This is a genomic window from Varibaculum timonense (assembly GCF_027694345.1).
Classification (GTDB): Bacteria; Actinomycetota; Actinomycetes; order Actinomycetales; family Actinomycetaceae; genus Varibaculum; species Varibaculum timonense_A.
The window spans coordinates 127,470-141,319 of the sequence record NZ_JAQEVU010000003.1 but is presented as its reverse complement, the minus strand read 5'-3'; the positions used below and the strand labels follow the sequence as shown (position 1 = coordinate 141,319).

The window sequence follows — 13,850 nt, the reverse complement described above, 5'->3', positions numbered from 1 at the left end:
TTCTAAAGTCCTAGCACTTTTCTTGATATTAAGATATTTTATGCAGCCTTTGCTTATCGCTGATAAATTACTGCTAAAAGAAAATGCGATTACCTATTCGAAGAGGTGTTTGCCTTGCGCTTAGCCCCTAAATGTCTGGTAGCGGTGGTGTAGTTGCCTGACACCATCTACTACCTGTTAATGATTTTATTAGGGATAGTGCTTACCATCGGTACTGCCTTATTCGTGGCGGCAGAGTTCTCGATGGTGGCCTTAGATCCCTCCCAGGTGGAGGGGAGAGTGGGGCGCAAAGAAAAGGGAGCCAGGGGAGTATTAAAAGCCCTGCGACATTTATCAACCGAGCTTTCTGGGGCGCAAGTAGGTATCACCCTCACCACTATTCTTTTGGGCTATACCACTCAAAGTGCGCTCACCTCACTACTAGCTAAAATACTGCAAGATATTCATCTAGCTGCTTCCCTAGCTACCGCGATTGCGGTAGTTGTGGCATTAGTGCTGGTAAATGCGTTCTCGATGGTGTTTGGGGAGCTTTTTCCCAAGAATCTCGCTTTAGCTAAACCTTTTGAAGTAGCTCGCACAGTGACCCCCCTCCAGCGCGCCTTTACTATCCTATTTAAGCCAGTAATCGTGGTTTTGAATGGAATTTCAAACCGGGTGGTACGGGCTTTGGGGGTAGAACCTTTAGAGCAACTTTCCTCTGCGCGTTCTGCCTCCGAACTGACAGCTATGGTTAGGCATAGCGCTCAGGAAGGGACTCTTGATTTATCTACCGCAACGATTTTTACCCGCTCGGTAGGTCTGGGAAAACTTTGTGCGCGTGACGTAATGACTGACCGAGGTCGCATGGACACGTTAGAAGCCTCTCAAAGCGCCGAGGACGTGGTGGAGCTTTCTCGGCGTAGTGGGCATTCTCGGTTTCCAGTTCAGGGCAAGGACGCAGATGACATTCTGGGCTTGGTGCATTTACGCCGGGCAGTGGCAATACCTTTTTCCCGGCGGGCACAAGTACCGGTTACCGCACAGTCGCTGCTGGTTAATGCGCTGCGAGTTCCTGAAACTGTGCGGCTAGCGCCACTTTTAGTACAGTTACGAGAAGCCGATTTACAAATGGCAATTGTGGTGGACGAATATGGTGGTACTTGCGGAATAGTTACTTTAGAGGACGTAGTGGAAGAAATCGTGGGGGAAGTTGCTGACGAACATGATTTGCGCCGCCGTGGCATCAGGCTAGAAGGCAAGAACCGGTGGCTGGTAGATGGGGATTTACGTCCCGATGAGATTGCCGATCGGATAAATGTGCTTCTGCCGGATGATGGTCCTTACGAAACTGTTGCCGGTTTAATGTTGGTGCATCTAGGGAAAATTCCCGAGCCGGGCGAGAGCGTAAAAGTGCGTTCAAACACTTTGACAGTGGCAAAAATGGAAGGGCGGCGTATCGAGAAAGTGTTGATTGAAGCTGCTCAGGGCAAAGAGGTAGCGGTGCAACCGGAATCCATTGATGGCAGCTCTAAGCCGGGAAATCAGCAGTTATCAAAGGATGGTGAGAGCACTGTCTGATTGGTTAGCTCTGATAATTGCGGCAGCTCTGCTGGCGGTAAATGCCTTTTTCGTTGCCGGAGAATTCGCGGTTACCTCTACTCGCCGTTCCCAAATCGAACCTCTGGTCGCGCAAGGAAAACGCGGGGCAAAAGCGGCGCTATGGGCGGTTGAACACGTATCCTTGGTGCTTGCAGTTACCCAGTTGGGGATTACTTTAGCTTCTACCGGGTTGGGGGCAGTGGCAGAGCCCGCTGTTGCCCACCTAATTGTTCGCCCCCTAGAATTCTTTGCGGTTCCGTCCTCGCTAACTCACCCGATTGCTTTCGTATTAGCCCTGGTTATAGTGGTATTCTTGCATATTTTACTGGGGGAGATGATTCCAAAGAATCTTACCGTGGCTGCTTCGGCGCAAGTATGTCTGGCAGTCTCGCCTTTGCTGGTGCGCATTGCTCGCACGGTGCGCCCGGTTGTTCATGCTCTAGACTCTAGCGCTAACTGGTTCGTAAAACTGTTTGGGGTTACTCCCCGTTCAGAGGTTAGTCAATCTTTCACTATTGAAGAGGTTGCCGCAATCGTCGAGAAATCAACCCAAGCTGGCACTTTACGTGATGAGTTTGGGCTACTTTCTGGTTCATTGGAGTTTTCTACCGAGGACGTGCGGGAGGCGATGGTTCCGCGCTCTCAGTTGGTTACTTTGTCTTGGCCACTTTCGGCTGCTGATTTTGAAGCCGAGGTAGCTAAAACCGGGTTTTCTCGTTTTCCCATCAGCGATAAGTTAGGGCAGCTAACTGGTTATCTTCACATTAAAGACGTCATTTTTGCTGATTCTATCGCCGCGCGCGAGGCTCCTTTGGAGGATTGGCGAATACGCGTCCTCCCCGAGGTTTCCCCCGATGAAGAAGTTGAGGACGCGTTGCGCCTAATGCAAAAAACCGGTGTTCATCTGGCGCAAGTTATCGAAAATGGGCAGTGTTTGGGGGCTATTTTCCTAGAGGATATCTTAGAGGAATTGGTTGGGGAAGTTCGCGACACCATGCAACGAAAAGAGAGCTTGTAATAGTAAGATATTACTTTTCAGAATCCATTTGAATCCCTAATCTTCGCAACTGTCCCTAGTTATACTTGCTGAATAAAATTGTTCCTCACTTAAAGAAGAGTTTGTGATTATGGCTAAGTGTCCCAGTTGTCTTGCTGCTTTTTTAAATGAAAATGGATGTTGCCCCAGCTGCGGGTATCGCTCAGATGGTCAGTTTTTGCCAGGAAATAATCCGGCGAGGCCGGTAGGGGAAAATGATGCGGGGGCGCCTTGGTCAGCTATGGGGGAGGGACAGCCGGTGATGCCGCCGGTGGCTCCAGTACCACCAGTTTCTCCTGTGGCTAGTTTTAACCCTAGTAACGATGCTGCTTCTTCGGGTAATCCCGGTTATTTCGGAGGAGCTCCGGGGCAAAATAGGAGCGCTGCCGGTTATTATCCTCCTTTTCCTAATGGGGGTAGTACCGTAGGGGATGGGAACTTACCAGGAAAGTGGTATCGCAATAAAAAGACTTTATTAACAGTGATTATTGGGGCGGTGGCAGCTATCGCCTTGGTGTCGGGGGTTGCCTATGCGGTTAGTGGTTTTCCTAAGCCAAAAACCACGGTTGCTTCCAGTCCCGACACCACGACTACCGCCCCTTCTGTGTCCGAGACTCCTACCCCCGAGATTACGCTAGTGGATTTGCCTACCAGTTTCTCAGCCGGAGATAAAACGGTTGATTCTAAGTGGCAATGGCAGGGGGGCGCAATGGTTAGCAAAATCTATAGTCAAGGTGAGCCAGAAAGCCGGGAATTCTATTTTCAAGTATGGGCTCCGCAACTCAAGGATCAGGTAGCAGATTGCGCTTTTTTGCCGACTAAAAACGGAGAAAAGATGACGGACACGGATGTCTCGGTAACAGCTACCTACGGGGATAAACCTAAGGTTTTTGTGGTTTATACGATTCTTACCAAAGCAGTGGGGACTTCTCCAGAAACAGTTCACCTCTATGCCCAAGAACTAGAGTTGCCCTCGTGCAAGGCTAAGCCCCGCATAGACCTGCAAACCGAGGCCGATAATGTAGTCAATGATCGTCAAGACTATAAATATGAGGTCATCGGAAAATCAGAAAGTAAAATAGCGGTTGCTAAGACCTGGATTACCAAAACTGATTCTGCCTGGTCTCAGCAAGGTCATGTACAAGTCATGGCGATAACCGCAGGAGAAAAGAATGCTTCTTCTCTGCAAGAAGCGGAGGGCGAGGACGGTGAGATTTGGGTTTCATCCAGTGTTACCAATGATACTTATATGATTGTCACGGATAAGCGGCGTGTTTATTCCATTGATAACAACAAGGTGCTATTTGAACTACCCTTCAAAATTGGTGATGGCGAGAACTACTGCGTTACTAATGAAATTTTGGGTAGTTCTTTGGCTTTATATCGACTCAGCGCGGATAAATATGTATATATCTGTGATGGACGTGTGGACGATGAAAAGCGTCTTTACCAGACCTTTTTAGTTACTGCTAGCAGCAATGAAGCTGTTCCATTTCCTAGTTTTCTCAAACTTTCTGAAGATAGCCCTTATACCCGCGGCTATTGTCAGCAGTTTAAAGATGGTTCTCTGCTGGTAACCAGCGGGGACTCTAATCAGGCATTTCATATCGGCACCGACGGAACAGCAAGCGAGATATTAGACAGCGCCCAGTGGGAGCGACTTTTACATGACGACGATAGTCATTTTGGTGATGTCAATTATTTAAAGAATCAGTTCTACGCTAAAACTACTGATGAGGTAATATCAGTGGATTTAACTGGTAAGAGTGTGGACACCTTCAACTTAGAGCCCTTGGTAGCTTCAGGGGTGGATAACACCAAACTAAAATGGATTGGGTGGGTATATAAAGGTAATTATTCTCAAGAATCCGTAGTGCTCACCACCGGTGACAATCCTGCTGAATCTAAGACTACCGAATAGCTAGGAAAGTCTAATAGCTAGCTAGATTCCTTTCGATAAAAGGAATGAAAATCGCCGCACCCAGTCGGTGATGGGTAGTGCTAACTCGCGTCCTATCAAGAAAGTGAATGAGTGCAAATGTAGAGCAGTGATTTAACGTTGAAATCGCGCATAACTGCCCGCCCTAGATAAAATGTTACAAATTCGTTATTATTTGAGGGTTAGTTAATTCTTTGGAGGAATCAGTCCATGGTTGAACCTATTTCGTCGTCGGGTACTCGCCGAATGCAGCGAGTTCGGCGTCGCCGTCACCAGCGATTGGCTGCTATTCCCCGCGCTCTCGTGCTGTTAGGACTAGCGGCGGTTACTATCGTCGCTCCTCTCAGCGGATTTGTGCAAGCAAATAAACCAGGCAGCATGACCGCTCATGTTCTTTCCTTAGCGGGGGGAGAGCAAAGCTGGGCAGACAGTGCAAATGCGTTGGTAGCTACTGATTCCGAGGAAGGCTTGATTCCCGTTCCAGCGGCAGGAACTCGCGCTCGTATCCTGAGCGCTGATCCCCAATGCCAATTCTCTAATGTCGGGTCGGGCAATCGCGGCGACAGTGTAATGTCTGATGAGGGAGCGATTCTTTTTCCATTGCAGCAGGGAACATTTAGGCAAACGTCTCCCTTCGGTGAACGCATTCACCCGATTTCTGGAATCCGTAAACTACATACCGGAACAGATTTCGCTGCTCCCGCCGGTACCTCGATTCATGCTTTAACCGATGGTGAGGTCATGTATGCGGACATGATGCCGGGAGGGGGAAATACGGTACGTCTAAAGCATTCAATAGCGGGAAAAACCGTTTATTCACAGTATAAACATATGCTTCCCGGTTCATTTGCGGTCAAAGTTGGGCAAAAGGTGAAAGCGGGCGACCGATTGGGGGCAGTAGGATCGACCGGAAATTCAACCGGAAACCATCTACACCTAGAAATAATGCCAGAAGACGAAGAAAACTATATAGATCCGGTTCCCTGGCTTCAATCTCATAACTTCCGTTATTTGGGACAAAAATGCGAATAAAACCCCAGGTTATTGCGCACCGCGGAGGTGGCGGTGAAGCAATAGAAAATACTCGAGAATCCATAAAATATGCGCTTAACCAAAACGTAAGTCGCTATGAAACCGATGTGCGCGCCCTTAAAGACGGGACAATTGTGCTCCAGCATGACGAGCGCCTGCTGAACCCTTGGGGAGATACTCGCCTGGTTAATGAGCTTAACTACCAAGAATATATGTCCCTTAGAGGACCGGAGGGCGAACATCCTATTTCGCTAAAACATGCTCTTGAGGACTTTCCCAACCTGGCATACAACGTTGATATTAAAGAGTCGCGCGCCCTTGAAGGAGCACTGAAAGCTGTAGCAGAAACTACCGCCTGGCACAGAGTAATTTTTTCTTCCTTTTCCACAAATACCCTGCGTACGGTCAGAAAACGTTATCCGCAAGCGCAAACCGCGATGACTCCTCTGGAAGTCCTAAAAACCGTTATTGCTAGCAAAAGTGGTTTTACTGGGTCGGTAGATTTCCCGGCAGCTTTCGCGCAAGTGCCGTTGCAATGGCGGGGAATCTCCATTGTGAACCGTAGGTTCATTTCTCTAGCTCACAGTCGCGGAATTCGGGTAGAGCCATGGACGATTAACGAAGAAGAGGAAATGCGCCAGGTGGCAGCGATGGGAGTCGATGCGATTATGACTGACTATCCTGCCCGTCTAAAAGCGGTACTTGCTGAGATGTAAAGGCTCTCGCCCTGATAGGGTAAAGCTATGAGAATCCATATTGCTTGCGATCATGCCGCATTTGAACTTAAAGAGGCATTAGTAAACCACCTGCGTACTAAAGGGCTAGAAGTCATTGACCACGGAGCCAAAGAATATGACGCTTTAGATGATTACCCAAATACCTGTATCCCCTGCGCCCAGGCAGTTCTGGCTGACGAGGGCTCTTTGGGGATAGTGTTAGGGGGCTCTGGTAACGGCGAACAGATGGCTGCCAACTGCGTCCCAGGGATTAGGGCGGCTTTGGCCTGGAATGTTGAAACCGCCAAACTTGCGAGAGAACACAATAATGCCCAAATCGTAGCGGTGGGGGCTCGAATGCATGACACTGCTACCGCCTTCGAAATCGTTGATGCTTTCATAGCGGAGCCATTTTCAGGCGATGAGCGTCACCAGCGACGTATTGATTTGATGACCCAATATGAGCAGGAAAAGTAGTAACGCTTCTAGCTATTTAGAGCACCCCCGGCTTTCTTTGGAAAAGGTTTGCTACCTTGAGGACGAAGAGCCGGTACTTCAAGATGTTTCCTTTACGCTTGGGGCTGGTGAAATGCTGGCGCTTATCGCCAGCCCTAGCGCTAATGAAGCCCTATTGAATCTGATTTCCGGATTTGCCGACCCGCTATCGGGAACTATTGAAATCGAGGGGCAGAACCTAGGGGACATGAACCCTGCTCGGCGTGCCTGGCTGCGGAGGGAAAAAATCGGGATGGTTAGGGACGGGGTTAATCTGGTGGAAAGCTTAACCGTGGCAGAGAATATTGCTCTATCCTATGAGCTTTCAGGTATGGGACACGCCCAGGCACTTTCCCGAGCGGGCGTGGCGTTAGCTAATATCCGTGCTTTCGAGATTGGAGACTGCTATCCGCAGCAATTAGACCGCAACCAGCAGTTAAAGGTAGCGGTAGCTAGAGCTGGATTAGGGGGAGCGAAACTGATTTTAGTCCTAGAGCCAACTGCCAGCCTTAAGGCAAAAGCAGAGCAGAATATAATCTCTTTGCTTCGCACCCAAGTAGAAAAAGGCAGTTCCTGCTTGTTATTTACTACTCGCCAGGACTTAGCGGCAACAGCCGACCGAGTAGTAAACATTTCTCTTGAACAAGTCAGTTGCGGTTTAGGGGATAAAAATGCTTAGAGCGAGTCTTATTTGGCGATTAGCTTATCGAACCCTGCAACATAACCGGTCATATAGTTTAGCGTTGCTAGCAATTATTGCTCTTACCTCTTGTTTAATGACGGCGGTTACGATTTCTTTTGTAACCCGAGACCCGATAGTAGCCTCTCCACGCGAAGCAGTTTTTCCCGCAGCTAACGCAAGTTTGGAATACCAGCCCCAGCTAAATGAGCAAAAAGAAAAGGGACTAGAGTTTTTTACCCCTGAGGGGGACAGGAAAACCCAGATAGCTCAAGGGGCACACCCCTTTAATCCCAATGACACCAAGACCGGAAATATCGTAGGTTCTAGTCATTTAGAACCGACCCTGTTTATCACCGGCAGTTTATCGGGCAGTCAAGGCACAAATTCTCGCCCTAATCAGGTCAAATCATTATCAGGTCTGGTAGCTGACTGGACGGTTCTAGATCCCAGGTCGCAGACCGCTATTGCGGGGCGTAACCCGAAAGAAACGGGAGAAATAGCCCTGGAGAAAAACACGGCCAGACAACTTAACCTGGCTGTAGGAGATGATATAGCAGGTAGCTCGTTATGTTCGGCAAATACTTGTCTCAAAGATCGCAGCTACAAGGTAGTTGGGGTTTTTGCTGCTCCTCACTCTAACTGGCAACAGCTACGTTTAGGCAAAACCGATAAACAAGCAATCATGGGCTTTCAGGGTACAGTTTCTAACCAGTCACCCCTGAAAGGTACTTGGAGATTCAGCGATTTAAATCGGGATGAAAATAAATATCCTTACTTTATTTATTCATATCAGGTACTTTCTAATACCGATTTTTCCATTGAGGTTAGAAAAGAACTTAATCAGGCGCATTTGCGCGTTATCCGCGCCGACGATAGACCTTTTTGGGACTATAAAGCAATTAGTTTTGGGTATCGGGTAGCCCTATTTTTAGCTCCGCTAGCAATCTATTTATTACTGATCATGGTGTTTTCTGCTCCGGTAATGAGGGGGGCATTAACTAAACAAAGCGGTGATTTAGCGGTATTGGAACGCCTAGGCGCGCCCCCGGCAACTACAGCAAGAGTGATTGGGGTTCAAGGAATCCTATTAGGTTGGATTGGGGTAAGCGTGGGAGTAATTATTGGTTACGCGCTCCAGCAGATAGTAATATCTCCTAATACTGGAGCTCCTCACATTGTGCACTTTTTCCTAGTATTAGAAGCAATTTTAGGGATTACAGTTTGTGTTTTAACCCTGTTTGGCGTGCATAAAAAACTACAAAAAGCGGTTGTTCCTAGCGCCAAATAGCTTTGTAGTCTGGCTGCTTAAAAGATATTGGAAACGACTACTGGGGCTAATCCCAATAGTAGGGGTGGGATAGTGACCTGCTATCCCACCCCTACTATAAAAAGTATTTTTATTTAACTAGCGAGCGTACTTGCTGTGCGATAGCCAATTCTTCATTGGTCGGAACCACCAGCACTTTTACTGATGAATCCGGGGTTGAGATAATTGCTTCCCGCCTGAAATGTTCTTTATTTAGCTCTAAATCTATTTTTACTCCCAAGAAAGCTAGACTTTCGCACAGTTCAGAACGTACCCAGGGGTCATTTTCGCCCACCCCCGCAGTGAAAGTCAGCGCGTCTAGTCCGCCCATAACTGCGTAATAGGCTCCCACATATTGCAGGAGGCGGTGCTGGTAAATATCCATGGCTGTCCGTGCGTTTTGGTCACCGGATAACACCAGCTCCCATACTTCACGCATATCATTATGCCCGGTCAGACCCTTCATGCCTGATTGCTTATTGAACAGGTCATCAATCTCGTCAATCGACATTCCCGCTTCGCGGTACAGGTGGAATACGGTAGCCGGATCAATATCGCCGGTTCGTCCTCCCATAACCAAACCCTGAAGGGGAGTAAGACCCATAGAAGTATCAAGTGGTTTACCGCAAACTACCGCAGATGCCGAAGCCCCATTTCCTAGGTGTAAAACAATCTGTTTTAAGTCTTTGCGCCCCAAAATAGAACTTACTCGCTCAGACACGTACTGGTGAGAAGTGCCATGTGCTCCATAGCGGCGAATACGGTATTTTTCAGCAACGTCCTGTTTCAAAGCATAGGTGGCAGCTTTATTAGGAAGCTGATTAAAGAAAGCAGTATCAAATACTGCCACATGAGGAACATCTGGCAGAATACGTTTCGCGGCATCAATACCTTTAAGATGGGCGGGATTATGCAGCGGTCCCAGCGGGCATAATTCCTGGATTAGTTCATATACTCGCTGGTCGATTACAGCCGGACCGGAAAAATAGGGGCCTCCCTGAACTATGCGGTGACCCACCCCGATTACATGAGAATCTTCCAAAGGCGGGCCTACCTGTTCGAAAAGCTCCTCAACTACCGCCATCCCCTCTAAATGGTCACGTACGCTGCGGGTTAGTTTCTTTTCGAGGGAGCCGTGAATATGTTTAATCCGGCTTTCTTTCTCTCCAATCTGTTCCACAATCCCGGAAGCTATGGCTTGCCCATCTGCCAGATTAATCATTTTGTATTTAATAGAAGATGAACCAGAGTTGATAACCAGAACGGTTTCTGTTGTCATTTTTTCGTTCTCCTTAGCTGGATTAATCCTGTGCCTGAATAGCAGTGATAATTATGGTATTAACAATATCTTCAACTAGGGCTCCGCGGGAAAGGTCATTTACCGGTTTATTTAACCCTTGCAAAACGGGGCCGACCGCAACCGCGTCAGCGGTGCGTTGAGCAGCTTTATAAACACAGTTGCCCACATCCAAATGGTTGAATACGAATACGTTAGCTTTACCGGCAACCGGTGAGTTTGGGCGTTTTTTGGCGGCTACCTGTGTATCTACTGCGGCATCGAATTGCAAAGGACCGTCAATGGCTAAATCGGGGCATTTATCTTTAGCTATTTGGGTTGCCTCTTTTACTTTATCTACAGTTTCTCCTGCGCCCGAGTCCCCAGTCGAGTAGGAAATTAAGGCAACTTTTGGTTCTACCCCAAAATCGCTCGCTGTCTTGGCGCTAGAGATAGCAATATCTGCTAGTTGGGTGGCATTAGGATTAATTGAAACTGCGCAGTCGGCATACAGGTCAATGTGGTCAGAGAACAACATGAGGAACGCCCCCGAGACAGTCGATACTCCCGGTTTGGTTTTAATGATTTGTAAGGCGGGGCGAATCGTGTTTGCGGTAGTGTGGCAAGCACCAGAGACCATTCCGTCCGCGTCGCCGTTCTCAATCATCATCGTTGCGAAATATGCCGAGTCTTTCAACATTTCTTCCGCTTTTTCTTCGGTTACTCCTTTTTTGGCGCGCAACTCGGCGAGGCGAGAACGGTAACGAGCCAGTTTTTCTTTATCGCGAGGATTTACTATTTCGGCTGCGCTTAAATCAATATCTAGGCGTTTTGCACTGGCACTAATTTGGCTTTCCTCTCCGATAATGACTATTTCGGCAGCTTCTAACGCTAGTACCTGAGCCGCTGCTTTTAAGACGCGGTCGTCCTCAGGTTCGGGAAGAACTATTTTACGTAGGGAAGATTTTGCCCGTTTAGTTAGCTCTGCCTGGTAGGTTAGCGGGGGAATGCCGGGGGTGGGGGTATTATCGAGGGCGTGGGCAAGTAGCTCGCTTTGCTTAGCAGATATTTCGGTATTGGGAGTAACTATTACCGGGGAATGAGCGAATGAACTCTCAAAGGTAAATGAGGCGTTAAGCAAGATAGAGGCGATAGGGGTTCCGCCTTGTTTTTCGATTTGTACCGCCATGGCGTGAGCGGCGGCACTTGCTCCCTGGGAATCCAGGTTCTGTGCGTCAATTACTAAAATGATGGGGGCGCGAAGATGACGAGCCACGTCAGCATGAATACCGCAAATATCTAAACCTGCTGGTACATCGGTAAATCTTCCTGAAAATATAGTTGTCTGTTTGGTATAAAGGCTATTTACCAGTTCTTGTGCACATTTTTGGGGTTCAAAAAGCCATTTGCTGGGTTCAGCAAATGGGGGTTCAAATACTGATTTTATCGGGCAATCTTCCAAGGCACTCGCCAAGGCACTCGCAATAGAATCAATAGTAATATCTGCCTGTAAAGGTGCTAAATAACAGCTGTTGGGCATGGTTTTGCCATCTCCGCTTTCGTTAGGGTGTTTTTACTAATCAGGTTATCAGTTCCGCCCCACTTGCCCTGCCATATTCCAGGGCCTGGTACGCCACAACTTGGTATTGTCCAGGTTTTAGTTCGGTAGATTTGTCGATAGCGAAGCGATAAACAGAAGAAACCTAGAAATTCTTTCCGAATTACCTCTCGACTCGTGCTACAAAGCCTAATCCCGATATGCTTAGAGGGTGCTGAAAAATAATCCTGATTCGTCCTCCCCGGTATTGGTAATCGATATGGGGGCACAATATGCCCAATTGATCGCGCGGCGGGTACGAGAAGCTCATGTTTATTCCGAGATTGTTCCGCACACTATGGATGCGGAAAAAATCCTAGCCAAGAACCCGGCCGCTATTATTATTTCGGGCGGTCCCTCCTCGGTTTATGCGCAGGGCGCTCCTAGTATTGATTCCGCGATTTTTTCTGCGGGCGTCCCGATTTTAGGTATCTGCTACGGGTTTCAGCTTATGGCGCGAACTTTGGGCGGTCAGGTAGGGCGAACCGGGACTCGTGAATACGGGCATACTCAGGCTAAACTGCAAGACGGCGGGGGATGTTTATTTGCCGGTACTCCGCTAGAGCAGACAGTTTGGATGTCTCACGGGGATTCCGTAATTAAAGCTCCCGAAGGATTTAAGGTAACTGCTGCTACCGAACAAACTCCGGTGGCAGCATTTGAAGATTCAACACGTCATCTTTATGGCTTGCAATGGCATCCCGAGGTGTTGCATTCCCAATATGGTCAGCGCGCCTTAGAACATTTCCTCTATAACGGGGCTGGTTTGCAGCCGACATGGACTGCCGATTCTATTATCGACACCCAAATTGAAAAGATACGCCGTCAAGTGGGTAATGCCCGGGTTATTTGTGGTTTATCTGGGGGAGTGGACTCTTCAGTGGCAGCTGCCCTGGTACATAAAGCTATTGGAGATCAACTGACCTGCATTTTTGTCGATCACGGTCTTTTGCGTGCGGGAGAGCGAGAACAGGTTGAGCGTGATTACGCTGCTTCAACCGGTATTAAAATCGTGACGGTAGATGAATCGGAACGCTTCCTAACTGCATTGGCTGGGGTTAGCGAGCCGGAAGCGAAACGTAAAATTATTGGTCGCGAGTTTATTCGCTCATTTGAGGCTGCTCAACGCGCCCTCGTAAAAGAAGCTGGCGAAAGCGGAGAAGAGATAAAGTTCCTGGTGCAAGGAACTTTGTATCCTGACGTAGTCGAGTCCGGTGGGGGTGAAGGGGCTGCCAATATCAAGAGTCACCATAATGTTGGAGGCTTGCCGGAAGACCTTAATTTTGAATTAATCGAGCCGCTCAGGACGCTTTTCAAGGACGAGGTACGCGAGATCGGTTTAGCTTTGGGAGTGCCGGAGCAAATCGTTTGGCGTCAGCCTTTCCCCGGTCCTGGTTTAGGGATTCGCATTATCGGCGAGATTACCGCGAAGCGATTAGAGATTTTACGGGCTGCCGATAAAATCGCTCGTGAAGAGCTAACGGCGGCCGGTTTAGATCGGGACATTTGGCAATGTCCGGTCGTTTTACTTGCCGATGTGCGCAGTGTCGGGGTACAGGGGGATGGACGTACCTATGGTCATCCGATTGTGCTTCGCCCGGTTTCTTCTGAGGACGCGATGACGGCCGATTGGTCGCGTTTGCCCTACGAGGTTCTCGCTAAAATTTCTAACCGGATTACTAACTCTGTTCCGGAAGTGAACCGAGTGGTTTTGGACTGCACCTCCAAGCCACCAGGAACGATCGAGTGGGAGTAATAGCAAAAGTTTATAAAATGCCTTGATTAAAAGCTATAAAAAGAGAACAAAAAATGGCTGCTGGTACTCAATGGTACTGGGAGCAAAAAAGAATAATTATAATAATAGTTCAAAGTGGTTTACATCTGGGGCAAATAAATCAGATTATAACTTAAGCGGTATGGTCTTTTTTATTTGATAGGTTGCAATTAAAAGCGACATCTAGTATAAAAATAATTTAAAAAATCGAATAAAAAAGATTTAGGAGATAAAGAAAAATATTTTTGAAAAGAAAATGAATTTTTAAATACATAAAACTATGGCATATTACCTTAGAAAATATGTATTAGAAAAAAGAAATTTATATTGCAGACCTAGAACCATTTAGAAATCTATAATGCCTGCTTTCAAGTGTAATAAAAACATAAACTAGATTGTAAAGGCAATTTATGTAACTG

General features: G+C 47.8%; 11 protein-coding genes. 9 read left to right on the top strand and 2 right to left on the bottom strand.

The annotated features are described in order from the left end of the window. Window positions 1–180: 180 nt before the first annotated feature. The 8 genes from PG728_RS03395 to PG728_RS03360 all read left to right on the top strand — a co-directional run bounded on the left by PG728_RS03395 (window position 181) and on the right by PG728_RS03360 (window position 8,766). Window positions 181–1,557, top strand: coding sequence for a hemolysin family protein (locus PG728_RS03395; protein WP_408648195.1), 1,377 nt, complete (start codon window positions 181–183; stop codon window positions 1,555–1,557). Next, on the top strand, window positions 1,550–2,596 hold the full coding sequence (locus PG728_RS03390; protein ID WP_408648194.1) for a hemolysin family protein: 1,047 nt from the start codon (window positions 1,550–1,552) through the stop codon (window positions 2,594–2,596). The genes PG728_RS03395 and PG728_RS03390 overlap by 8 nt, the downstream gene beginning before the upstream one ends. Before the next feature lie 196 nt (window positions 2,597–2,792). Beyond that, on the top strand, window positions 2,793–4,535 hold the full coding sequence (locus PG728_RS03385; RefSeq protein WP_270625863.1) for a hypothetical protein: 1,743 nt from the start codon (window positions 2,793–2,795) through the stop codon (window positions 4,533–4,535). Between the two features lie 228 nt (window positions 4,536–4,763). Continuing rightward, window positions 4,764–5,585, top strand: coding sequence for a M23 family metallopeptidase (locus PG728_RS03380; RefSeq protein ID WP_270625862.1), 822 nt, complete (start codon window positions 4,764–4,766; stop codon window positions 5,583–5,585). Continuing rightward, window positions 5,576–6,301: a glycerophosphodiester phosphodiesterase family protein gene (locus PG728_RS03375; protein WP_270625861.1), complete on the top strand. Its 726-nt coding sequence runs from the start codon at window positions 5,576–5,578 to the stop codon at window positions 6,299–6,301. The genes PG728_RS03380 and PG728_RS03375 overlap by 10 nt, the downstream gene beginning before the upstream one ends. 27 nt (window positions 6,302–6,328) lie before the next feature. Beyond that, window positions 6,329–6,778, top strand: a complete 450-nt coding sequence (locus tag PG728_RS03370) for a ribose-5-phosphate isomerase (RefSeq protein ID WP_072509595.1) — start codon at window positions 6,329–6,331, stop codon at window positions 6,776–6,778. Continuing rightward, window positions 6,762–7,475 carry an ATP-binding cassette domain-containing protein gene (locus PG728_RS03365; protein ID WP_270625860.1) on the top strand — a complete coding sequence of 238 codons (714 nt, stop codon included), beginning with the start codon at window positions 6,762–6,764 and terminating at the stop codon, window positions 7,473–7,475. Before PG728_RS03370 ends, PG728_RS03365 begins: the two co-directional genes overlap by 17 nt. Continuing rightward, window positions 7,468–8,766, top strand: coding sequence for an ABC transporter permease family protein (locus tag PG728_RS03360; protein ID WP_270625859.1), 1,299 nt, complete (start codon window positions 7,468–7,470; stop codon window positions 8,764–8,766). The genes PG728_RS03365 and PG728_RS03360 overlap by 8 nt, the downstream gene beginning before the upstream one ends. Window positions 8,767–8,875: 109 nt before the next feature. Here PG728_RS03360 and PG728_RS03355 read toward each other — a convergent pair whose 3' ends face one another. Then, window positions 8,876–10,063 carry an acetate/propionate family kinase gene (locus PG728_RS03355; protein ID WP_270625858.1) on the bottom strand — a complete coding sequence of 396 codons (1,188 nt, stop codon included), beginning with the start codon at window positions 10,061–10,063 and terminating at the stop codon, window positions 8,876–8,878. 22 nt (window positions 10,064–10,085) lie between these two features. After that, entirely contained in the window at window positions 10,086–11,600 is a 1,515-nt protein-coding gene (pta, locus tag PG728_RS03350) for a phosphate acetyltransferase (RefSeq protein ID WP_270625857.1), read from the bottom strand. Window positions 11,601–11,829: 229 nt separating this feature from the next. On the opposite strand from pta, the gene guaA reads away from it, so the two are divergent. Then, window positions 11,830–13,413: a glutamine-hydrolyzing GMP synthase gene (gene guaA / locus PG728_RS03345; protein WP_270625855.1), complete on the top strand. Its 1,584-nt coding sequence runs from the start codon at window positions 11,830–11,832 to the stop codon at window positions 13,411–13,413. Window positions 13,414–13,850: the final 437 nt, after the last annotated feature.